The organism is Xanthobacter variabilis (genome assembly GCF_043831965.2).
Classification (GTDB): domain Bacteria; phylum Pseudomonadota; class Alphaproteobacteria; order Rhizobiales; family Xanthobacteraceae; genus Xanthobacter.
In genome coordinates this window covers 3,116,909-3,138,971 of record NZ_CM195533.1, presented here as the reverse complement: position 1 = coordinate 3,138,971, position 22,063 = coordinate 3,116,909, and the positions used below count along the sequence as shown (strand labels likewise).

At 67.0% G+C, this 22,063-nt stretch carries 18 protein-coding genes and 1 tRNA gene; 12 read left to right on the top strand and 7 right to left on the bottom strand.

Going from position 1 to position 22,063, the window contains the following annotated elements; translation table 11 throughout:
* Positions 1 to 184 precede the first annotated feature (184 nt).
* On the top strand, positions 185 to 3,328 hold the full coding sequence (locus tag V5F26_RS13665) for a cadherin domain-containing protein (RefSeq protein ID WP_509210511.1): 3,144 nt from the start codon (positions 185 to 187) through the stop codon (positions 3,326 to 3,328).
* Positions 3,329 to 3,710: 382 nt separating this feature from the next.
* Here V5F26_RS13665 and V5F26_RS13660 read toward each other — a convergent pair.
* The 3 genes from V5F26_RS13660 to V5F26_RS13650 form a co-directional block, all read right to left on the bottom strand.
* Positions 3,711 to 3,786 (bottom strand) — tRNA-Ile (locus V5F26_RS13660).
* 168 nt (positions 3,787 to 3,954) lie between these two features.
* Positions 3,955 to 4,977 (bottom strand): polysaccharide deacetylase family protein, encoded by a 1,023-nt coding sequence (locus V5F26_RS13655; protein WP_394946182.1) that lies wholly within the window; start codon positions 4,975 to 4,977, stop codon positions 3,955 to 3,957.
* Between the two features lie 138 nt (positions 4,978 to 5,115).
* A complete protein-coding gene (locus V5F26_RS13650) occupies positions 5,116 to 5,538 on the bottom strand; it encodes a VOC family protein (RefSeq protein WP_394946181.1) in 423 nt (140 codons plus the stop codon).
* 54 nt (positions 5,539 to 5,592) lie between these two features.
* Between V5F26_RS13650 and V5F26_RS13645 the strand changes: the two genes are divergently transcribed.
* The 3 genes from V5F26_RS13645 (at position 5,593) to V5F26_RS13635 (ending at position 7,616) form a co-directional block, all read left to right on the top strand.
* The gene (locus tag V5F26_RS13645) at positions 5,593 to 6,363 is read left to right on the top strand and encodes an SIR2 family NAD-dependent protein deacylase (protein WP_394946180.1); all 771 of its coding nucleotides are present in this window, start codon (positions 5,593 to 5,595) and stop codon (positions 6,361 to 6,363) included.
* 126 nt (positions 6,364 to 6,489) lie between these two features.
* Positions 6,490 to 7,026 carry a cold-shock protein gene (locus V5F26_RS13640; RefSeq protein WP_234050277.1) on the top strand — a complete coding sequence of 179 codons (537 nt, stop codon included), beginning with the start codon at positions 6,490 to 6,492 and terminating at the stop codon, positions 7,024 to 7,026.
* Between the two features lie 2 nt (positions 7,027 to 7,028).
* Complete coding sequence (locus V5F26_RS13635; RefSeq protein WP_394946179.1) at positions 7,029 to 7,616, top strand: DUF192 domain-containing protein; 588 nt, start codon at positions 7,029 to 7,031, stop codon at positions 7,614 to 7,616.
* Positions 7,617 to 7,727: 111 nt separating this feature from the next.
* On the opposite strand, the gene V5F26_RS13630 is transcribed toward V5F26_RS13635, so the two are convergent.
* Positions 7,728 to 8,012: a hypothetical protein gene (locus V5F26_RS13630; protein WP_234050276.1), complete on the bottom strand. Its 285-nt coding sequence runs from the start codon at positions 8,010 to 8,012 to the stop codon at positions 7,728 to 7,730.
* A gap of 511 nt (positions 8,013 to 8,523) precedes the next feature.
* Here V5F26_RS13630 and V5F26_RS13625 point away from each other — a divergent pair.
* Entirely contained in the window at positions 8,524 to 9,363 is an 840-nt protein-coding gene (locus tag V5F26_RS13625; protein WP_234050275.1) for a transporter, read from the top strand.
* 47 nt (positions 9,364 to 9,410) lie between these two features.
* On the opposite strand, the gene V5F26_RS13620 is transcribed toward V5F26_RS13625, so the two are convergent.
* Positions 9,411 to 13,022 carry a hydantoinase B/oxoprolinase family protein gene (locus V5F26_RS13620; RefSeq protein ID WP_394946178.1) on the bottom strand — a complete coding sequence of 1,204 codons (3,612 nt, stop codon included), beginning with the start codon at positions 13,020 to 13,022 and terminating at the stop codon, positions 9,411 to 9,413.
* A 196-nt stretch (positions 13,023 to 13,218) separates the two neighbouring features.
* Between V5F26_RS13620 and waaF the strand changes: the two genes are divergently transcribed.
* Genes waaF through V5F26_RS13595 form a run of 5 tightly spaced genes read left to right on the top strand, consistent with a single transcriptional unit; the run spans position 13,219 to position 18,091 of the window.
* Positions 13,219 to 14,241, top strand: a complete 1,023-nt coding sequence (gene waaF, locus V5F26_RS13615; protein WP_394056996.1) for a lipopolysaccharide heptosyltransferase II — start codon at positions 13,219 to 13,221, stop codon at positions 14,239 to 14,241.
* The gene (waaC, locus tag V5F26_RS13610; RefSeq protein WP_394946175.1) at positions 14,238 to 15,338 is read left to right on the top strand and encodes a lipopolysaccharide heptosyltransferase I; all 1,101 of its coding nucleotides are present in this window, start codon (positions 14,238 to 14,240) and stop codon (positions 15,336 to 15,338) included. The genes waaF and waaC overlap by 4 nt, the downstream gene beginning before the upstream one ends.
* 34 nt (positions 15,339 to 15,372) lie before the next feature.
* Positions 15,373 to 16,359: an ADP-glyceromanno-heptose 6-epimerase gene (gene rfaD, locus V5F26_RS13605; RefSeq protein WP_394946477.1), complete on the top strand. Its 987-nt coding sequence runs from the start codon at positions 15,373 to 15,375 to the stop codon at positions 16,357 to 16,359.
* A gap of 21 nt (positions 16,360 to 16,380) precedes the next feature.
* A complete protein-coding gene (rfaE1, locus tag V5F26_RS13600; protein WP_234050271.1) occupies positions 16,381 to 17,817 on the top strand; it encodes a D-glycero-beta-D-manno-heptose-7-phosphate kinase in 1,437 nt (478 codons plus the stop codon).
* 52 nt (positions 17,818 to 17,869) lie between these two features.
* Positions 17,870 to 18,091, top strand: coding sequence for a tautomerase family protein (locus tag V5F26_RS13595; RefSeq protein WP_394057000.1), 222 nt, complete (start codon positions 17,870 to 17,872; stop codon positions 18,089 to 18,091).
* Between the two features lie 9 nt (positions 18,092 to 18,100).
* Here the strand turns inward: V5F26_RS13595 and argE are convergent, their stop codons facing one another.
* Complete coding sequence (argE, locus tag V5F26_RS13590; RefSeq protein ID WP_394946174.1) at positions 18,101 to 19,258, bottom strand: acetylornithine deacetylase; 1,158 nt, start codon at positions 19,256 to 19,258, stop codon at positions 18,101 to 18,103.
* Between the two features lie 316 nt (positions 19,259 to 19,574).
* Between argE and cobU the strand changes: the two genes are divergently transcribed.
* Positions 19,575 to 20,087 (top strand): bifunctional adenosylcobinamide kinase/adenosylcobinamide-phosphate guanylyltransferase, encoded by a 513-nt coding sequence (gene cobU, locus V5F26_RS13585; protein ID WP_394946173.1) that lies wholly within the window; start codon positions 19,575 to 19,577, stop codon positions 20,085 to 20,087.
* 69 nt (positions 20,088 to 20,156) lie between these two features.
* Here the strand turns inward: cobU and cbiB are convergent, their stop codons facing one another.
* Complete coding sequence (gene cbiB, locus V5F26_RS13580) at positions 20,157 to 21,122, bottom strand: adenosylcobinamide-phosphate synthase CbiB (RefSeq protein WP_394946172.1); 966 nt, start codon at positions 21,120 to 21,122, stop codon at positions 20,157 to 20,159.
* Positions 21,123 to 21,291: 169 nt separating this feature from the next.
* Here cbiB and V5F26_RS13575 point away from each other — a divergent pair, with 169 nt between their 5' ends.
* Positions 21,292 to 22,053 (top strand): metallophosphoesterase family protein, encoded by a 762-nt coding sequence (locus V5F26_RS13575; RefSeq protein ID WP_394946171.1) that lies wholly within the window; start codon positions 21,292 to 21,294, stop codon positions 22,051 to 22,053.
* The last annotated feature ends 10 nt before the right edge of the window (positions 22,054 to 22,063 follow it).

The window sequence follows — 22,063 nt, the reverse complement described above, 5'->3', positions numbered from 1 at the left end:
CAGGGCGTATACTTCTGGCCGCCAAAGGACATCTGAACCATAGGCTGCACCGGTCCCCTACTCCAATTGAGGTATGGCAAGCGCTCAGGCCGCGTCTACGATCCAGCCGAATTTTGCCGCAGCGCGATCTACCGTTCCATCCGGACGACGCGCGCTGCACCTCAAACATTCTGAGGACTGCATCGTGACCAATATCGTGGCTGGCGCAGAAGTCCGCGTGAACACCACCACAACAGCGACGTACGTGCGGGAACCCGCAATTGCTGTACTGACCGACGGCAGCTACGTCGTGACATGGGAATACATGGGGACGGACCGACAGTCTCGTATCTATGCGCAACGCTACGATGCTGCTGGCAACCCGCTGGGGACGGAGACGCGCGTCGATACCCCCACGGGAGCGCAATTCTATGTAGCGGAAGCTCCAGCCGTCACGGCGCTCGCCAGCGGCGGCTACGTGGTGACGTGGGAAACGAACGGCTTTATCTATGCTCAGAGGTACACAAATGCCGGCATCGCCATCGGTGCCCAAAGCCACGTCGGCACCTCTATAGGGGGGGATCAGTGGGAGCCCTCCATCGCTGCGCTCCCGGATGGCGGTTATGTCGTGACATGGCAGCAGGTTGTAGCGAACCCCCAGGGGGCTGGCAGCACCTACATCTATGCGCAACGCTTTAGCGCCGCCGGTGACGCGATCGGCAACCAAACCTTCGTCAGCTACAGCTCCGTCGGGCATGAACAACATGCCAGCGTGGTGGCCCTTCAGGGGGGCGACTATCTGGTGGTTTGGGAGTCCCGTTATGCGGACTACTCCAGCGTCGGTATCCACGCGCATCGCTTCAATGCGTCCGGTGAGGACGTGGGCGCGCTAACCTTCGAGATTAAGTCCGGCGCGGCAAGCAGCGTCTATTTTCCGGCCGTCGCAGGTCTCGCCGACGGCGGCTATGTGGTGGTTTGGACCGCTTACGGAGACGAGCCGTATAGTGACGGCATCTTTGCCCAACGGTTTGATGCGGCGGGCGCTGCTGTGGGCGAGGAGACGCGGGTCAGCAGCCACACCTACCTGAGCACCGATCAACGCATTCCCTCCGTGGCGGCACTCGCGGACGGCGGCTATGTCGTGACCTGGCAATCGCGCGGGCAGGACGGGGATAGCTGGGGTCTCTATGCGCAGCAATACAACGCTGCGGGCGTCGCTGTGGGCGAGGAAACCCTGATCAACTCGACCACGCAGGGGAACCAGATACAGCCCGCCGTGGCGGGGCTCGCGGACGGCAGCTACCTGGTGACCTGGGCATCGGATTATGGGGGCTTTGGCATCTACAGCAAGGTCTTCACCCTCAACGAAGACCCAACAGCGCCTGCAACCCGCAGGCTGACGCTGCAGGCGAATACCAGCATCATTGCCCCAATCGGCGCCAGTGATGCGGACGGGGACACGCTCACCTATGCCCTGAAGAGTGGCGGCGCCCCAACGAAGGGCACAGTCACCTTTAATGCGACCCTTGGCCAGTTCACTTACGCCGCGAACAACAATGCAAGCGGCTCCGACGCCTTCACCATCATTATTTCCGATGGCCAGGGAGGCAGCACGGAACAGGTCGTTTCCATCTCGATCACCTCGCCTGTCAACGCACCCCCCGTCATTTCCTCCAATGGCGGCGGCGCCTCCGCTTCGATCAAGGTGGCGGAGAACACGTCCGCCATCACCACGGTGAAGGCGAGTGATCCGGAAAAGGGTGCCATCACCTATTCGCTTTCCGGCACCGACGCGGCGCTTTTCAAGATCGACGCCAAGACGGGCGCCCTCACCTTCAAGTCGGCGCCGAATTACGAGAGCCCGGCCGACAAGAATAAGGATAACGTCTACGACGTGACCGTGCTGGCCACCGACAGCGCCAAGCTCACCGACACGCAGGCCATCAAGGTGACGGTGACGAACACCAACGAGGCCCCTGTCATTTCCTCCAATGGCGGCGGCGCCTCCGCGTCGATCAAGGTGGCGGAGAACACGTCCGCCGTCACCACGGTGAAGGCGAGTGATCCGGAAAAGGGTGCCATCACCTACTCGCTTTCCGGCACCGACGCGGCGCTTTTCAAGATCGACGCCAAGACGGGCGCCCTCACCTTCAAGTCGGCGCCGAATTACGAGAGCCCGGCCGACAAGAATAAGGATAACGTCTACGACGTGACCGTGCTGGCCACCGACAGCACCAAGCTCACCGACACGCAGGCCATCAAGGTGACGGTGACGAACACCAACGAGGCCCCCGTCATTTCCTCCAATGGCGGCGGCGCCTCCGCTTCGATCAAGGTGGCGGAGAACACGTCCGCCGTCACCACGGTGAAGGCGAGTGATCCGGAAAAGGGTGCCATCACCTACTCGCTTTCCGGCACCGACGCGGCGCTTTTCAAGATCGACGCCAAGACGGGCGCCCTCACCTTCAAGTCGGCGCCGAATTACGAGAGCCCGGCCGACAAGAATAAGGATAACGTCTACGACGTGACCGTGCTGGCCACCGACAGCGCCAAGCTCACCGACACGCAGGCCATCAAGGTGACGGTGACGAACACCAACGAGGCCCCTGTCATTTCCTCCAATGGCGGCGGCGCCTCCGCGTCGATCAAGGTGGCGGAGAACACGTCCGCCGTCACCACGGTGAAGGCGAGTGATCCGGAAAAGGGTGCCATCACCTATTCGCTTTCCGGGGGGGCAGACAAGGATCTGTTCGCGATCAATGCGAAGACCGGCGTCTTGTCCTTCAAGGCGGCCCCGGACTACGAGAACCCAGCCGACCAGGGCAAGGACAATACCTACGACGTGGTGGTGAGGAGTAGCGACGGCAAGCTTGTCGATACCCAGGCGATCCGCGTCGCGGTCACCGACGTAAGCGGCAAGACCCTCACCGGCACCAAGAGCGCCGATAAGCTGGTGGGCACCGCCGAGAACGATATTCTTCGTGGCGGGGCCGGCAACGACAGGCTTCTCGGTGGCGGAGGCAAGGACGTGCTCACGGGCGGGGCCGGCGCCGACGTGTTCGTCTACACGGCGCTGACGGATTCGACCGTGAAGAGCCTCGACACGATCACGGACTTTTCCGCGGCATTGGGCGACAAGATCGACCTGTCCGCCCTCGACGCGAAAAGCGCAACCGGTGCGGACGACGCCTTCGTCTATATCGGAACGAAGTCGTTTTCCGGAACGGCCGGTGAGCTGCGCTTTTCAAAAGGTATCCTTCAAGCGGATACGAATGGCGACAAAGTCGCGGACCTCACGGTCAAAGTCGATGGGGCGATTACGCTGGGGGCACGCAACTTCGTGCTTTGAGCGCGCGGAGGATCCACCAAAGGCCCCGGCTCAAAACCGGGGCCAACCGGCTGCTCAGTCCATCGGGGCCGCGAAGATCAAATCGCGTTCCACAACCTCACGGGCGATGACAGCCAAACACAGGTTCCGCCGCCAGCGCCAGACAGACACGGACTTTTCCGGAAAAAACGGAGAGGCTAAGCGCCCCGCGCTGAAGCTCGGCTGCGCAAGATCAAGGACCGTCCGCGACCGCTCAGCTTGTAACGCCCATCGCGGCCTGTGATGATCCGGACCTGATGGACTTCAGCCCCACCATCTGCGCCCCAAAACCCGCGAGGCGGAGAGTGTGCGCGTCGCCACGGCGAGGTCAGCGCGCCGGGATGGGCGAAGATGAACCGAAATTTGGTGGGCCCGGAGGGACTCGAACCCCCAACCAGACCGTTATGAGCGGTCAGCTCTAACCATTGAGCTACAGGCCCCGTCGCCGCCCCGATGGTGGCGCAGGAGGCGAGTCGACCTCACTGATCTAGCAACCTTCACGATCACGAACAACCGGCAGCTCCCCATTCCGGCCGCCGCGACCCGCGCAAGAAAAAGGCGCGTCCAGAGGCGCGCCTTTGATGTTCGGCTTTTTCAGCAGGCCACGCTCAATAGACACCGCCCTGGGCGGAAGTGCTGCGATTGCTGCCCGATGCAGGGCGGGTCCCGTTGGAGGCAGCCGCCTGCGGCTTGGCCGGCTTCTGCTGGGGCTTCTGCGCCTGCTTCTTCTGCTCTTTCGCGGGCTTGGGGCCCAGCGTGGCCACCTTGGGGGTCAGCGGCGCCTTGTCCATGGCGATCAGGTCGGAAATGGTGCCGAACTTATAGCCCTTGGCGATCAGCTCATCGAGCACCTGCTCCATGGCGGCCACCGTAGAGGGATAGATGTCGTGCGAGAGCACGATGGCGCCAGGCTTCACCTGCTTCATGATCTCGTCATGAACCACCTTGGCGTCCCGGTGCTTCCAGTCCAACGGATCCACGGACCAGTTCACGATGGTGACGCCGAAGGCATCCTCCAAGTGGTCGCGCAAGGCCGGCTTCATGGAACCATAGGGCGGGCGCAGGTAGCGGGGCTTGTGGCCCGTCACCTCCTCCACCAAGGCTGAGGTCTCGCCCACCTGCTTGTCCGCGGCGGCGAGGGGAATGCGGGTGAGCTGAGGGTGGCTCCAGGAGTGGTTGCCGATCTCGTGGCCATCATCGGCAATCATCTTCAGCACCTCAGGGTGCTTGGCGGCCATGTTGCCGAGCACGAAGAAGGTGGCCTTGATGCCCCGCGCCTTCAGGATGGAGAGCAGCTGCGGAGTGGTCTCGGGGCTCGGGCCATCATCGAAGGTCAGCGCGATATAGGGCTGATCCACGTTGAAGGAGCGATAGGTCATGCCCTTCCGCGGCCCCGCGCCAGGCTGGTGGGCCGGCGTGGCGGATGCGGTGGCGATGGAGCCCGTCACCAGAGGCGCGGACATATCGGTGGATGCGAGCGGCGCCGCCGCGGGGGGCGCGACCGGCTGCGCGGGCGGGGCGGCTGCCGTGGCGGTCGCGAAGGGGGAGAGCAGCGCCGGAACGAAGGCGTACCCGGCGCCGCCGACGGCGCCGAGCGCCAGAAGTCCAGAAGCGAACAAGAGCGGTTTCACGGCGTGGGCATCCCGGATTGGTGCATCTTCATTATGATCCACCTTGCCGTGCCTTCATGGATAAATCGTGAAGTCGCACGACTTTCCAGCCGACTTTGAGCCGTCTTGCCAACGCATTCGGCTCCGCCCTTCAGCCCCCTACCACTTGCCGGTGTTCGGCATGGAAGCCCAAGGCTCGGCGGGAGCCTTGGCGGCACCCTTCTGCAGCAGCTCGACGGAGATGTTGTCGGGCGAGCGAATAAACGCCATGTAGCCGTCGCGCGGCGGCCGGTTGATGGTGACGCCGGCGGCCTGGAGCTTGGCGCAGGTGGCGTAGATATCCTCCACCTCAAAGGCGAGATGGCCGAAATTGCGGCCCTCGCCATACTCTTCCTTGTCCCAGTTGTGGGTCAGCTCCACCTCGGCGACGTCGGCCTGGCCTGGGGCCGCGAGATACACCAGGGTGAAGCGGCCCTGCGGGTAGTCCTTGCGGCGCACCTCCTCAAGCCCCAGCTTGTTGCAGTAGAAGTCCAGTGACTGGTCGAGATCGGTCACGCGGACCATGGTGTGCAGGAAGCGCATCGTCTAGCTCTCGCTCTTGGCAGAAGGGCGCCGGATGTCCGGCGCTGTTCAATTATGACTTTTGACGCTGATCTCAAGACCGCCCAGGCCCAACTCACCCGCTGGCTGGAGGAAGCCCACTGCGCCGTGGCCTTCACCGGCGCCGGCATTTCCACTGAATGCGGCATCCCCGATTTCCGCTCGCCCGGCGGCCTCTGGACCAAGAACAAGCCCATTCCCTTCGACGCCTTCCTGGCCATGAAGGACGCGCGGAACGAGGCCTGGCGGCGCAAGTTCGCCATGGAGGAGGCGTTTGCCGGTGCGCGGCCCGGGCGCGGCCACATGGCCCTTGCCCGCCTGCTGGAGCAGGGCCGCCTCGGCGGCGTCATCACCCAGAACATCGATGGGTTGCACCAAGCCTCCGGCATTCCGAATGCCGACCTCATCGAGCTGCACGGCAACGGCACCTATGCCACCTGCCTGGAATGCGGCACGCGCTTCGAGCTCGACTGGGTGAAAGAGCGATTCGATACCACCGGCGGCATCGCGCCGGATTGCCCCCATTGCGGCGGTCCCATCAAGGCCGCGACCATCTCCTTTGGGCAGGCCATGCCCGAAAAAGAGATGCGCCGGGCCGATGCGCTGACCCGGGAAAGCGACCTGTTCATCGTTCTCGGCTCCTCCCTCGTGGTGTTCCCCGCCGCCCAATTTCCCTTGCAGGCCAAGGACAACGGCGCGCGTCTCGTGATCGTGAACCGGGAGCCGACCGAGTTCGACGGCCTCGCGGACATGGTTGTGCACGCGGACATTGGCGATGTGCTGGCCCCATTCGCCCAGAACGCGTGAAGAAGGGTGGGCGAACGTTAACGGAGTTGCTATCCTGCCCCGCAGCAAACCGTGTGCGCATATGTAAGGGTCTGGGATTTCATGGGGTCTGACGCACAGGGCTGGGGCCCACAGGCAGCCGGGATCATGAACGAGGCGACCGAGGAGCCCATTGGGCTTGAAGAAGTCTGCGGCGCGATCAAATGGTTCGATGCGTCGAAGGGCTACGGCTTCATCGTTCCGGACGATGGCGGCCCGGATGTGCTCGTGCACGTCACATGCCTTCGGCGCGATGGCTTTCACACCGCCATTGAGGGCGCGCGTGTGGTCTGCGAGGCGGTCCGCCGCAGCAAGGGCCGCCAGGCCTTCCGCGTGCTCTCGCTGGATCTGAGCACAGCGGTGCATCCGCTGCCCAGCGCGCCGCCGCGGGTGCGCGTGGAGATCGAGGCCAAGGAAGGCTTCGAGCGCGCTATCGTGAAATGGTTCAACCGCCTGCGCGGCTTCGGCTTCCTGACCCAGGGTGACGGCACGCCCGACATCTTCGTTCACATGGAAACCTTGCGCCGCCATGGCCTGACCGAGCTGCGGCCGGGCCAGACCGTCATGGTGCGGTATGGCGACGGGCCGAAGGGCCTGATGGCGGCAGAAGTGAAGGCCGACAACGGCACCAGCGGGAATCACTGATCATGTCCTTGTTCGCAGCGTCGCGGCTGCGCCGCTCGGTTCGGCGCGCCCGTGCGGCGGCCGGCGCGCGCCAGCCGTCCATCAGCCCCGCCCCTCCTTCCGGCCGCCACGTCGTCCGCCACCTTGTGGCCGCGCTCGCGCTGGCACTAGTGGCGCAGCCGCTGGGGCAGATTGTGGTGCCAGCCCTCCAGGGCCCGGCCTTCGCCATGTCCGTCGAGACCATGGAGATTGCCACCAAGACGGGCGTGGTGGTGCTTGAGGTGGAAGTGGCGCAGACCGACGCGGAGCGCACCACCGGCCTCATGTACCGCAAGTCGCTGGCGGACCATCACGGCATGCTGTTCGACTTCAAGGTCGATCAGCCGGTCTATATGTGGATGAAGAACACCTACATTCCGCTGGACATGCTCTTCATCCGCTCCGACGGCACCATTGCGCGGATCGCGTCCATGACGACGCCCCTGTCCACCGAAACCATCCCGTCCGGCGAACCGGTGCGTGCAGTTGTGGAAATCGCCGGCGGCTCAGCCCAAAAGCTGGGCATTGCGCCGGGCGACCGGGTCGCCCACCACATCTTCAAGCAGAAGTAGGGCGCCTTCGAGCGTCTCGGGCCCCCACTGGGGTCAAGGACGACGGCTCATCTCACAGCTTGCGGCCGGGGTCCGCGGAAGCGGGGAGCGGACCCGACGTTGGAGGAGGCATCACGAGCGGGTGGCGGAATTGCCGGCCTGGGTGAAAAACTGCTCCGCGTACCAGCGCATCTCCGCCTCGACATCCGGCTTGCCCGCCAGCTCGCACTGGTCCACCAGCGCGCTCACGCGCTCGAACATGGCCGCGACATAGCTATTGGGATCCGGCTGCGCCTGGGCCATCTGGATCACCAGATCCCGCATGATGAAGTGCTGCACCATGGAGCGTGCCTGCTCCACCGCCACCGCCTTGATCAAGCCGTTGAGCCACTCCAGCCCCTGTTCGTCACCAGCCATGCGCGCCCCCTGCAATGCAGCAACATGATGCGGCACTGCCAGACAAAATGGAATCTCTGACAGGAGAGCTTCCTTATTTGTTGCCATCACGCAACATCTTTGCGGTTTCTTGACCTGCGCCAGTTGTCGCTGGCGAAAAGTGCGTGGTGCCGGCCCGCGGGCAGGCCTATAAGATGTGCAGCTTCGGCTTCAAGGAATGCGGACGGGCTTTTCCGGATCTCCTCGAAGGTCCCAGGTGGCATTTCAAGGCACACGCCCCTCAAGGGCCGCCGCCACCGGGTCGTGACACGCTGCCGCAAGCTTTCCCCATTGCCACAAGAAGCCTTTCGGGCCCCGCGCTCGGAAGGCAGGTGAAACTGCAGGCGGGCTGCGCCCGCATCTCATTCCTCGCGGAGCCGCATGCCGGGCCGCGGGTGGGAAACATGCGCCATCAAGAGCGCAACCAGGAAACGCCAGCGCCAACGCCCACAGAGCCTGAAGGCCGGGGCGCAGCGCATGATCGGAGGAAGCCATGACGACATTCGCGAGAATGGCGGTCGGCGGACTTTTGTCCGTCGCGGCCTTTTGCCCGGCGGCCCATGCGGGCTCGGTGACCCAGCCCGGCGAGACCATCGGTCTTGCCACCGGCGCACCGCTGCCCGAGGGCGTCTATTTTGTTGACACCGCGGACTGGGGCTGCCGGAATACTTCGCCCGACAGCACCTGTGTTGGCGTGAATATTCCCGTATTGGCCTGGGCCACACCGGTGAATTTCCTCGGCGCCCGCGTGCAATTGCTGACCGCGGTTCCAACCGTCACAGTCGGTGTGGGCAACAATGACTATACCTACGGCTTCTACAACCCCTTCTTTGCCGGGCAGCTGGCATGGGACCTGGGCAATGGCTTCGGGTTCAGCTACCTTCTCGGCTTTTATGTCGGCGTGAATACGGGCGTGGGCTTCGACTCCACCTCCCTCAACCAGCGCTTTGCCCTGAGCTATACGGCCGATGGCTGGAACCTGACCGCCAACGCCATCTGGGGCATCCAGTTCGATGGCGACACCAGCACCGTCAATCCCGACTTTCTGAACGTCGACCTCACCGCCACCAAGAAATTCGGCAAATGGGAAATCGGCCCGGTGGCCTATTACTCCACGGACCTCAATAGTCCCGCGCCCTTTTACGGAAAGCAGAGCCAGTTCGCCGTAGGTGGCCTGATCGGCTACGATTTCGGGCCGGTCATCCTCCAGGCCTACCTCACCACCGACGTGTATGAGGAGAATTACGGCGGATACGACACCCGTGGGTGGGGTCGCATCATCATCCCACTCTGGAACCCGCCGCCGGCACAGACGGCGATGATCCACAAGTGATCCGGCAATAAACAGGTCGCGCGCGGTCCACCACCGCGCGCGATGCGTCACGCCTGGCGCCGGGTTGGGTCGCCGAATCCACCACCGGTGGGCGTGATGATGGTGATCGCCTCGCCCGCCTCCAGCCGCACCTGCGCGCAGCCCCCCAGTTCTTCCTGGCGCCCGTCGAGGCGGCGGGCCATATTGCGCCCGAGCGCCCCTGCCTCACCCCCCTCCACGCCGAAGGGCGCGACGCGCCGGTGCGAGGAGAGGATGGCGCAATCCATGGCCTCCAGAAAACGGATGGTGCGCAAGGTGCCGTCGCCCGCATTCCAGCGCCCCCGCCCGCCCGAACCTTCACGCAGGCGGAACTCTTCCAGCACCACGGGATAACGGAATTCCAGGATTTCCGGGTCGGTCAGGCGCGAATTGGTCATGTGGGTGTGCACGCCGCCCACCCCGTCGAAGCCGGGCCCCGCCGGCGCGCCGGAGCAGATGGTTTCATAATACTGGTAGCGCGCATTGCCGAAGGTGAGGTTGTTCATGGTGCCCTGGGCCGAGCCCAGCGCCTTCAGCGCGCCGAACAGGCAATCGGTGACGTGCTGGCTCACCTCCACATTCCCGGCCACCACCGCCGCCGGATAGACCGGCGCCAGCATGGAGCCTTCTGGAACCACGATGTGGATGGGGCGCAGGCAGCCGGCATTGAGGGGGATCTTGCCCTCCACCATCACCCGGAACACATAGAGCACCGCCGCCTGCGTCACCGGGCCCGGCGCGTTGAAATTGTCCGGCCGCTGGGGCGAGGTTCCGGTGAAATCCACCACCGCCTCGCGCTTCGCCTTGTTCACCCGAATCGTGACCTTGATTCGGCTGCCCTGGTCCATTTCCATCTCGAACGAGCAGTCGGACAGGCTGTCGATGACGCGGCGCACACTTTCGGCCGCATTGTCCTGCACATGGCCCATGTAAGCGGCCACCACGTCTTCCCCGAAATGAGCGATCATCTTGGCCAGCTCGGCTGCCCCGCGCTCGGCAGCGGCGATCTGGGCCTTCAGGTCGTTCACGTTCTGGGTGACGTTGCGCACCGGATAGGGCGCCGTGGTGAGCAGCTCCACCAGCTCCGCCTCGCGGAAGCGGCCACGCTCCACCAGCTTGAAATTGTCGATATAGACGCCCTCCTCCTCAATGGTGGAGGCGCGCGGCGACATGGAGCCCGGCGCTACGCCGCCCACATCCGCATGGTGCCCGCGCGCCGCCACATAGAAGAGAATGCGCGTTCCGGCGGCGTCGAATACCGGCATCACCACCGTGATGTCAGGCAGGTGGGTGCCGCCATTATAGGGCGCGTTGAGGGCATAGACGTCGCCCGGCTCGAACCGCCCGCGGGTGGCGCGAATGACGCTCTCCACCGACTTGTCCATGGAGCCGAGATGGACGGGAATGTGGGGCGCATTGGCCACCAGATGCCCCTGGGCGTCGAACAGAGCGCAGGAGAAATCCAGCCGCTCCTTGATGTTCACCGAATAGGCGGTGTTCTGGAGCGCCACCCCCATCTGCTCCGCCACCGACATGAAGAGGTTGTTGAAAACCTCCAGCAGCACCGGATCGGCCTTCGTGCCCAGAGCCGGCGCGTGGCGCGCGGCCTCGCGGCGGGTGAGCACCAGATGGTCACGGGCCGTCACCTCAGCGGCCCAGCCGGGCTCGATGACGATGGTCTGGTGCGGCTCGATGACGAGGGCGGGGCCGGTGATGGACTGCCCGCGCGCCACATCGGCGCGGCGATAGATGGCAGCCTCGTGCCATTCCCCCTGGGAGTAGAAGCGCGTGCGCGTCGCCGGCTCCGGCGTGCCGGTCACGAGGGGGCCTTCCGCCTCCTCCACCTTGGAGCCGCCGCCCACCGCCTCGGCGGAAATGGCCTCGATCACCAGCACCTTGGTTGCGTCGATGAAGCCGAAGCGGGCGCGGTGGGCGCTCTCGAAGGCGCCCTTCATCTGCGCCGCGGTGCCGAGCGGTACCACCAGCGGGGAATCCGTGCCCGCATAGCGCACATGGGCGCGGCGGAATACGGTGATATCCGCCTCGCGCACCCCCTGCCCCATCAGCTCGGAGCGCACCAGCTCGGCCGCGATGTCCAGCGCGGCTTCGGCGGCGGCGACGCCCTCCCCGTCCAGGGGCGCTTCCACCGTGCGCTGGCGGGTGGCGCGGATGTCGGCGAGGCCCATGCCGTAGGCGGACAGCAGGCCGGAAAAGGGGTGGATGAGCACGCTGCGCATGCCCAAAACGTCCGCCACCAGGCAGGCATGCTGCCCACCCGCGCCACCGAAGCATTGCAGGGCATATTCGGTGACGTCATAGCCGCGCTGCACGGAAATCTTCTTGATGGCGTTGGCCATGTTCTCCACGGCGATGCGAATGAAGCCATCCGCCACCGCTTCCGGCGCCCGTCCATCGCCGATGCGCCCGGCCAGTTCGGCAAAGCGCGCGCGCACGGCCTCCGCATCCAGGGGCGCGTCGCGGCCGGGGCCGAAGATCTTCGGGAAGAAGTCCGGATTGAGCTTGCCCACCATCACATTGGCGTCGGTAACCGCCAGCGGCCCGCCGCGCCGATAGCAGGCGGGCCCCGGATTGGCCCCCGCCGAATCCGGCCCCACCACCAGCCGCGCCCCGTCATAATGCAGAATGGAGCCGCCGCCCGCCGCCACCGTGTGGATGGACATCATGGGCGCGCGCATGCGCACGCCGGCCACCTCAGTCTCGAACGTTCGCTCATATTCCCCATCGAAATGGGACACGTCCGTGGACGTGCCACCCATGTCGAAGCCGATCACCTTGCCGAAGCCGGCGATGCGGGCCGTCTCCACGCATCCCACCACGCCGCCGGCGGGGCCCGACAGAATGGCGTCGCGCCCCTGGAACAGGCCAGCATCGGTGAGGCCGCCGGACGACATCATGAACATGAGGCGGCACTGTCCGCCATCGCCCTGAAGCTCACCCGCCACCTGGTCCACATAGCGGCGCAGGATGGGCGAGAGATAGGCATCCACCACCGTGGTGTCGCCACGGCCCACCAGCTTCATCAGCGGCGAGACCTCGTGACTGGCGGAAACCTGGGTGAAGCCCACCTGCCGGGCCACCTCCGCCACCGCCTTCTCGTGCTCGGAAAACCGATAGGCGTGCATGAAGACGATGGCGCAGGCCTCAGCCCCCGCCGCCCGCGCGGCCTCCAGCTCCGCCCGCACGCGGTCGAGGTCGGGCGCACGCTCCGTGGTGCCGTCGGCGCGCACGCGCTCATCCACCTCCACCACGTGGGCATAGAGCTGATCGGGCTTCACGATGTGCTTGGCAAAGATATCCGGCCTGTCCTGGTAGCCGATGCGCAGGGCATCGCGGAAACCGCCGGTGATGACGAGCACCGTGGGCGCACCTTTGCGCTCCAGAAGGGCATTGGTGGCGACCGTGGTGCCCATCTTCACCGCATGGATGGCGTCGGCCGGAATGGGAGCGCCCACGGGCACCCCCATCAGCTCGCGAATGCCTTGGATAGCGGCATCGCGATAGGCTTCCGGGTTCTCGGACAAGAGCTTGTGGGCCATCAGGCGACCATCGGGCCGGCGTGCCACGATGTCGGTGAAGGTGCCGCCACGGTCGATCCAGAAATCCCAGCCAGAAACCGTCATCGCTCGCCTCGTCGCGGACGGCCGCGCGCCGTCCCATTCCCGCCGGCCTCTATAAGGGGTATTCCCCCCGATGCGCGAGACCGAGCGCGCCCGAACGGATGAACCCACCGCACCCCGCCACCTTCCACCCGCCGATGCGCTTGACGCATGGAGCCGGGCTTGTCATGAGGCGGGGTACTTTTGCCATGAGTCTCCCATGCGTGCCTTTGGTTCCGTATCGCCCGTCCTGCTCGTCGGCCCCTCCTGGGTGGGCGACATGGTCATGGCGGCGAGCCTGGTGGAAGTTCTGCGCATGCGCGAGCCGAGCCGCCCTGTGGATGTGCTGGCCCCGCCCGCGGCGCTGCCCATCGCCCGCATGATTCCGGGCGTGCGGCGCACCATTCCCTTGAGCCTGGGTCATGGCGAGCTGGGCATCATGGCCCGCTGGCGGCTGGGCCGCGGCCTGCGCGACGAGGGCTATGGCAAGGCCATCATCCTGCCGCGCGCCTTCAAGGCGGCCATTCCTCCGTTCGCGGCCGGGATTCCGGAACGGGTCGGCTACAAGGGCGAGCTGCGCTCAGCCCTTCTCACCGATGCGCGCTCCGACCGGCAGCGCAAGACCGCACGCACCATCGACCGCTTCGTGGCCCTCGCCTTGCCGGAAGGTACGCCGACCCTTTCGCCGCGCCCGCGCCTCATCCTGCCGGACGGCGCGCTGGACACCTGCCAGGACAAGTTCCCCCTGCCCGGCACCGGCCCCGTCATGGTGCTGTGCCCCGGCGCGGAATACGGGCCCGCCAAGCGGTGGCCGGCGGAAAAGTTCGCCAAGCTGGCGGCCCTTGCCGTCAAGGAGGGCTACCGCGTGCGCGTGCTCGGCTCCCCCAAGGACGCGGAGGCGGCCGCAACCATCGCCGCCACCTCTGGCGTGCCGGTTGACAATCTGGTGGGCCGCACCAGCCTCATCGACGCGGCCGCCATCCTCGCCAGCTCCGATGTGGTGATCTCCAACGATTCCGGCCTGATGCACGTGGCGGGCGCTTTTGAGCGGCCGCTGGTGGTGATCTACGGCTCGTCCTCGGAGAAAATGACGCCGCCGGCCTCTCGCCGCGCGCGGGTGGTTTCGCGGGAGCTCTCCTGCCGCCCGTGCCACAAGCGCGAATGCCCGCTCGGCACCCTCGCCTGCCTGGAAGGCATCTCCCCCGAGGAGGTGCTTGAGGCTGCCCGGCAGGCCGCCCAATGAAGCTCCTGGTGGTGAAGCTCTCCTCGCTGGGAGACGTCATCCACACATTCCCCGCGTTGACGGACATCGCCAAGGCCCGCCCGGACATCGAGATCGACTGGGTGGTGGAAGAGGCGTTCGTGCCCATCGCGCGGCTGCATCCGGCGGTGCGGCGAACCATCGCCTTTCCCCTGCGGCGGCTGCGCAAGGCGCCCCTGGCCGCATGGCGGAGCGGTGAGGCCGGCCGGGTGATCGGAGCCCTGCAGGCCGAGCATTACGACGTGATCGTCGATGCCCAGGGCCTGATGAAGAGCGCCATTGTCGCGCGGCTCGCACGCGGCGCGCAGCGCCATGGCTTCGACCGCCGCTCGGCCCGCGAGCCCATGGGCTCGCTGCTGCTGCAGCACCGGCACTTCCTGCCGGAGGTGGAGCAGATTTCCCACCGCATTCGCCGCCTGTTCGCATTGGCCCTCGGCCTGCCGCAGCCTGAGGGGCCCGCCGACACCGGCCTCGACGCCGCCCGGCTGCCCGCGCCGCCCGCCGGCGCGCGGCCCTATATGATTCTGCTGCACGGCACCGCATGGCGGACCAAGGAGTGGCCATCCGCCCATTGGCGCGAACTCACCGGGCTCATGGGCGCCGCCGGCTATGATGTGGCCCTGTTCGCCCAGGGCGCCGAGGAGCGCCGCCGGGCCGAGGCGATCGCGGCGGACGCTCCGCATGCCCGCGTGGTGCCGCCGGCCGGGCTCGCGGACCTTCTGCCGGTGGTGGCCCATGCGGCCGGGGCGGTCACGGTCGATACCGGGCTGGGCCACATCGCCGCGGCATTCGGGGTGCCCACGGTGGGCCTCTACGGCCCCACCGACCCCGATCTGGCGCAGCTCATCGGCCCGCGCGTGACCGAGCTGCGCAGTGACCGCGCCTGTGCCCCCTGCCAGAGCACCACCTGCCGGATCGCGCCCGAAGCCAGGGATGGCATGCCCTGCCTCGCGGACCGCCGCGCGCCGGAGGTGTGGGCAGCTCTTCGCCGGCTGATGCCTCCGGCGGACACGCACATGGACAGTGGGGGCGCAACCGTGGCACACCACAGCACCCCTGGCGAAGCGAAAGGCCCCTAGCCCCATGACGCGCCGAGCAGCCCTGAGCCGCGACATTCTCCTCGTCACCGGGGGGGCCGGCTTCATCGGCTCCAACATCGCCCGCGCGGCCGCAGATGACGGCTACCGCGTGGTGGTGGCCGATTGGCTGGAGGACGGGCCCAAGTGGCGCAACATCTCCGACATCGCGCTCCATGACGTGATCCGCCCCGAGACGGTGAACGCCTTCGTGGAGCGGGAGGGCGGACGCCTGGCCGCCGTGGTGCACATGGGCGCGGTTTCCGCCACCACCGAGCGCGACGCGGACAAGATCGTGGCCCGCAACATCCGCGCGAGCCTCGATCTGTGGGACCTGTGCACCCGCAAGGGGCTGGGCTTCATCTATGCATCGTCGGCCGCCACCTATGGCGACGGAGCCATGGGCTTCACGGACGACGAATCCACCCAGGGCCTGTCCCTGCTCTCGCCCCTGAATCCCTATGGCTGGTCCAAGCTGTTCGTGGACCGTCGGGTGATGGCGGATGTGGAGGCGGACGGGCCGCGCCCGCCGCAATTCGCCGGCCTGCGCTTCTTCAACGTGTATGGGCCGGGCGAGGCGCACAAGGGCGACATGCGCTCCGTCGTGCACAAGATCTATCCCGCCGCCCTGCGCGGGGAGAGCGTGACGCTCTTCAAGTCCCACAACCCCGAATTCGCGGATGGCGGGCAGCTGCGCGATTTCATCCACGTTTCCGATTGCGTGGAGGTGGTGCGCTGGCTGCTGGAAAACCCTGATGTCTCCGGCATCTTCAATGTCGGCACGGGCAAGGCGCGCTCGTTCGCGGATCTTGCGCGCGCGGTGTTCACCGCCCTTGGGCAGGAGCCGCGCGTCACCTATGTGGACATGCCGGAGAGCCTGCAGCGCGCCTACCAGTATTTCACCGAGGCGGACGTGACCAAGCTGCGCGCCGCCGGCTACAAGCGCCCCTTCCTCTCGCTCGAAAGCGGCGTGGATTCCTACGTGAACGAGTATTTGAGGGGTCGCGACGAGGGCGTCGCGTGAAGAACCTGGTGAGTGTCCATCATGGTTGATCAAGGCGCGCCGCGCATCACCGTCGTCGGGGATGTGATGGTGGATCGCTATATTGTCGGCTCCGTCTCCCGCATCTCGCCGGAAGCCCCGGTGCCGGTGCTGCTGCATGGGGCCGAGCGCATCGTGCCCGGAGGCGCGGCCAATGTCGCGGCCAACGCGGCCGCGCTCGGCGCGGCGGTCACGCTGGTGGGCCTGGTGGGAGCGGATGCCCAGGCCGCGGCCCTGGCGGACGCACTCGCGCCCTATTCCGGCATCGACCTCTCCCGCCTCGTGGCGATGCCCGAGCGGCCAACCATCACCAAGACGCGCGTGATGAGCGGGCGCCAGCAGATCGTGCGCATCGACGCAGAGCCCCAGGGCACGCCGCCCGAGGAGGCCCAGGACGCGCTGGTGGCTGCCGCCCGTGAGGCGGTGAAGGGCAGCCGGGTGGTCGTCCTCTCGGATTACGCCAAGGGCGTGCTGAGCGACCGGGTGATCTCGGCCACCATCGCCGCGGCGCGGGCCGAGGGCATTCCGGTGATCGTCGATCCCAAGCGGCGCACCTTCGAGGCCTATCAGGGGGCCAGCCTCGTCACGCCCAACCGGCTGGAGCTGGCGGCCGCGACCGGCATTCCCGACACCACCGACGAGGAGGCCGCCGCCGCGGCGGCGGCCGCCGCCGCCCAGTTCGGCGGCGACGTGCTGGTGACGCGCGCCGAGAAGGGCATGACCCTGTGGCGGCGCGAGGGGCGAGTGCTGCACGTGCCCACCAAGGCCCGAGAGGTGTTCGACGTCTCCGGCGCGGGTGACACGGCGCTGGCGGCGCTGGCGGTGTCGCTGGCCTCCGGCCACAGCCTCGAAACCTCCGTGCATTTCGCCAATGCAGCCGCCGCCGTCGCCGTCGGCAAGGTGGGGACCGCCGTCGTGACGCGCGCGGAGCTCGCCGCCGCGCTGCAGGAGGCCATGCACGAGGGCACCGAGGATGGCGCCCTCGTGAGCCGCGAGCAGGCGGCCGGCATCATCGCCGGCTGGCGTGCGACGGGCGCCCGCGTGGTGTTCACCAATGGCTGCTTCGACCTGCTTCATCCCGGCCACATCGCGCTGCTGGAAGCCGCCGCGCGGGAGGGGGACCGGCTGGTGGTCGCCCTCAATACCGATGCCTCAGTGCGCCGGCTGAAGGGCGAGAGCCGCCCGGTGCAGGACGAGGCCGCCCGCGCGCGCGTGATGGGTGCGCTGCGCTGCGTGGACCTGGTGGTGCTGTTCGACGAGGATACGCCCTACGAAACCATCGCCCTGCTGAAGCCGGACGTGGTGGTGAAGGGGGCGGATTACCGCGAGGATCAGGTGGTGGGCGGCGATCTCGTCAAAAGCTGGGGCGGGCGCGTGGCGCTGGTGCCGCTGGTGGCGGGGCGCTCCACCTCCGCCCTGGTGGCCAAGGCTCGCACCTGAGCCACGCACCTGAGGCGCGCAGCCGCCGCCAGTGCCCACAAGAAGGGGGTTTATGATGCCCGTGGTCACCATCCGCATCACCCGCGGCCCGACGCTGGAGGACAAGCGCGCCTTGGCCGCGGCGGTCACAGATGCCGTTGCCAGCACTCTGGCCCTGCCCGCCGAGCGCGTGCGCATCCTCATCGAGGAATATGAGCTGGAGAACGTCGCCACCGGCGGCGAGCTCCACGCCGACAGGGCCCGGCGCGACGGCGATGGCCCATTCGAGGTGTGAGCTGCGCGCTCACGCGCAATAATCGATGACCTTGCGCACGAAGCTTTCGCACGCCTCGATCTGCGAAAGGTCCACATATTCGTCCGGCTGGTGCGCCTGGACGATGGAGCCGGGCCCGCACACCACGGTGGGGATGTCGGCCATCTCCACGAACAGGCCGGCCTCGGTGCCATAGGCCACCTTCGCGTGGTCGTTGCGCCCCGCCCAGCGCTTCGCCAGCGTCGCGATGGGGGCGCCGGGATCGGCCGACAGGCCGGGAAAAGCAGCGGTGGTGATGAACTCGATGCCCGCCTCCGGCATCCGCGCCTTCATGGCCGGTTCCAGTTCATTGCGCGCATAATCGACCACTTCGGCCACGAGGGCGTCGATATCCTCTTCCGGCAGAGCGCGAACCTCCCAGGTCATGGCCGCGTGGTCGGGAACGATATTGAGCGCGGTGCCGCCGTGCAGCGTGCCCACATGGGCGGTGGAGGTGGGGATGTCGTAGAGCGGATCGCGCCGGCCCTCGCTGGAGAGGCGCTCGCCCAGCGCCACCACCCGCGCGGCGATGAGGGCGGCGGCTTCCACCGCGTTCACCAGCTCCGGCGCGCGGGAGGAGTGGCCGCCGCAGCCGGTGACAATGGTGCGCAGCGACCGCTTGGCCTTATGGCCAATCACCACCTGCATCATCGTCGGCTCACCCACGATGCAGCCTTCCGGCCGGTAGCCCTGCGCAACCATGTGCGCCAGCATGGGCCGCACGCCCAGGCAGCCCACTTCCTCGTCATAAGACAGTGCGAGATGGATGGGCTTCTTCAGCTCCCGCCCGCGCATTTCCGGCACCAGACCCAGGCAGACCGCCAGGAAGCCCTTCATGTCGCAGGTCCCGCGCCCATATAGGCGGCCGCCGCGCGCGGAGAGGGTGAAGGGATCGCTGGTCCAGTTCTGCCCGTCCACAGGCACCACGTCCGTGTGGCCGGAAAGCACAATGCCCGGCACATCGCGCGGGCCGATGGTGGCGATGAGAGCGGCCTTGCCCTCGGCCTCATCCTCCACCCGCTCGAAGGCGACACCCTGGGCCCCGAAGAAGGCCTCGACCGCCTCCACCAAGGCAAGGTTGGAATTCCGGCTGGTGGTGTCGAAGCCGACGAGACGCGAAAGCCACTCCAACGTGAGCTCGGCCGCCATTGTGCTGGTCACTCCGTGGTGATCGAGCCGCGACTATAGCGCCGGATCATGACTTCCGCGGTGCACTAAATTCGCCAATGCCCGCGCCCCCTGGGGCCTGCGCGGAAAAGGGCGTCCGCAGAATGCGCGAGGCGCGTTCCCGCGTTTCCGTGGAAACGGGAAATGCTCTAGAACGCCCAACTTCGCCGGCCGCGCGGGCCGCCGGCATCCGCATGGCAGGGTGGGAATCAAAAGCGATGGTGAGCAGCAATGCCCAGGGTGGGGCGGCGGAAGGCCGGGCGCTCCAGCGACAATCGCTCCTTTGGGGAGACGCGGCGTGAGCCGGCTCGTCCTCGTGCTCGGCGGCGCGCGGTCCGGCAAGAGTGGGGAGGCCGAGCGGCTCGTGACCTCCGAGGCCGGTCCCTGGGCCTATCTGGCAACCGCCGAGGCGCTGGACAAGGAAATGGCCGAGCGCATCGCCCTGCACCGCGCCCAGCGTGGCGACGGCTGGCAGACCCACGACACGCCGCTCGCCCTCGCCCGAACGCTGGACGCCCTGCCGCCCGGGCAGCCGGCCCTGGTGGACTGCCTGACCCTGTGGCTCACCAACCATCTGCTGGCCGACCACGATCTGGACGCTGAAGCGGCGGCGCTCGAGGACGCCCTCGCGCGCCGCCGGGGGCTGACGGTGTGCGTGGCCAATGAGGTGGGGCTTGGGATCGTGCCCGACAATGCACTGGCGCGGCGCTTCCGCGATGCCGCCGGGCGGCTCAACCAGCGCCTCGCACGCAAGGCGGATCAGGTGCTGTTCATGGTGGCGGGCCTGCCCATGGTGGTGAAAGGCGGCTGAGACCATCCCTCCGCCGTCACCCGCCGTCAGCGTTCGATCAACCGCCGCGCCGGCGTGACCAAAGGCCCATCAAGCCAGGGCCGTCAGCACGGCAAGGCCGCTCACCAGCGCGATCAGCAGCCCGTCCGCCACGCGATAGAGCCGGAGGGCGCGGCGGATGTCCGCAGCCGTCACCTCGCGGCGGCCGTCGCCCATATAGGCGTCCTCCGTGAACACGCCGCCATACACCTTGGGGCCGTTCAGCTTTACGCCCAGCGCGCCCGCCATGGCCGCCTCGGACCAGCCGGCGTTGGGAGAGCGGTGGCGGGGCGCATCCCGCCGCATGGCGCGATAGGCTTCGCCCGGCGCCGCCCCCGGCAGCAGCGCCGCTGCCGCGATGATGAGGCCGCCAGCCAGCCGCGATGCGGGCAGGTTCACATAATCGTCCGACCGCGCCGCCGCCCAGCCGAAGGCGGCGTGGCGGGGTGTCAGGTGGCCGATCATGCTGTCGGCCGTGTTCAGCGCCTTGTAGGCGGCGCCGCCGGCCAGGCCGCCAACGGCCATCCACAGCACGGGCGCCACGATGCCGTCCGAGAAGTTCTCGGCAAGGCTCTCGATGGCGGCGCGGGCCACGCCCGCTTCGTCGAGCCGCTGGGGATCGCGGCCCACGATATGGCTCACCGCCTCGCGCCCCGCCTCCAGCCCGCCGCTTTCCAGCGCATCGGCCACACGCGCCACATGCCAATGGAGCGAGCGCTGCGCCACCAGCGTGCTGCCCAGCAGCCCAGCGAGAACCCAGCCGAAGGGGAGAACGCGCAGACCGGCTTCCAGCCCCGCAGCGGGAAGGGCGGCGGCGAGGACCAGCAGGCAAACCGTCAGCACGCCCAGCAACCTGCGACGCCCATCGGACAGCTCCGGCCGGTTCCAATGCCGGTCGAGGGTGGCGATCAACCGGCCGATCCACATCACGGGATGGCCGATCCGGCGCACCAGCGCATCGGGATAGCCCAGCAGCGCCTCGAAAATCATGGCCACCGCCGTAAGGTCGAACGCCATCCCCAATGGTCCCCTATCCCTTCGCGCCAGGACGATGCCTTACCAAAACACCACTCACGGCAAATTATGAGCCGACAGCGCCCACCTTCATTTTCGCACTACAGCCCGAGCGACTCACCTCGTACACTGGTGCTGCAGCGCACACGCATCGACCGGAGACGAATCACCCATGGCCATTGTGCAGGCACCGGCGCACAGAACCACTTTGGATGCGGAGCGGCCTCCTCATGTGGCGGACGGCGTGCGGGTCTACGCGGTGGGGGACATTCACGGCAAGATCGATCTGTTGCAGGAGCTGCAGCGGAAGATGGAGGCCGATCAGGCGTGCCACCCGCACATGGCCCACACCGAGGTCTATCTCGGCGACTATGTGGACCGCGGCCCTGCCACGGCGGGGGTGATCGAGAACCTGATGCAGCGCCAGCAGGAGCGCGGCGCCATCTGCCTTTCCGGCAACCACGAGGACATGATGCTGGAGGCGTACCGCTCGTTCGACGCCTTTTTGCACTGGACCTCGGTCGGCGGCCGGCCGGCGGCACTCTCCTACCTGCCGCCCCTCACCACGCCGGCCGACGAGCTGGAGGAACACGACCTTTGGCAAAGCTGGCGCCGGGCCATGCCCGAGAGCCACGTCACCTTCCTGAAGAAGCTGGGCACCACCTTCGTCAGCGGGGATTACGTCTTTGTCCATGCGGGCCTGCGGCCGGGCATCGCCATCGAGGACCAGAAGCGCCGCGACTGCCTGTGGATCCGCCACGACTTCCTCGACCACCGGGAGGCGTTCAGCCACGTGGTGGTCCACGGCCACACCCCGGTGAACGAGCCCGACATGCGCGCCAACCGCATCGGCATCGATACCGGCGCGGTCTTCTCCGGCCGCCTGACGTGCCTCGTCCTCGACGGAGCTAGCCGCGGCATCCTCTCCACCTGAGGACCCGGCC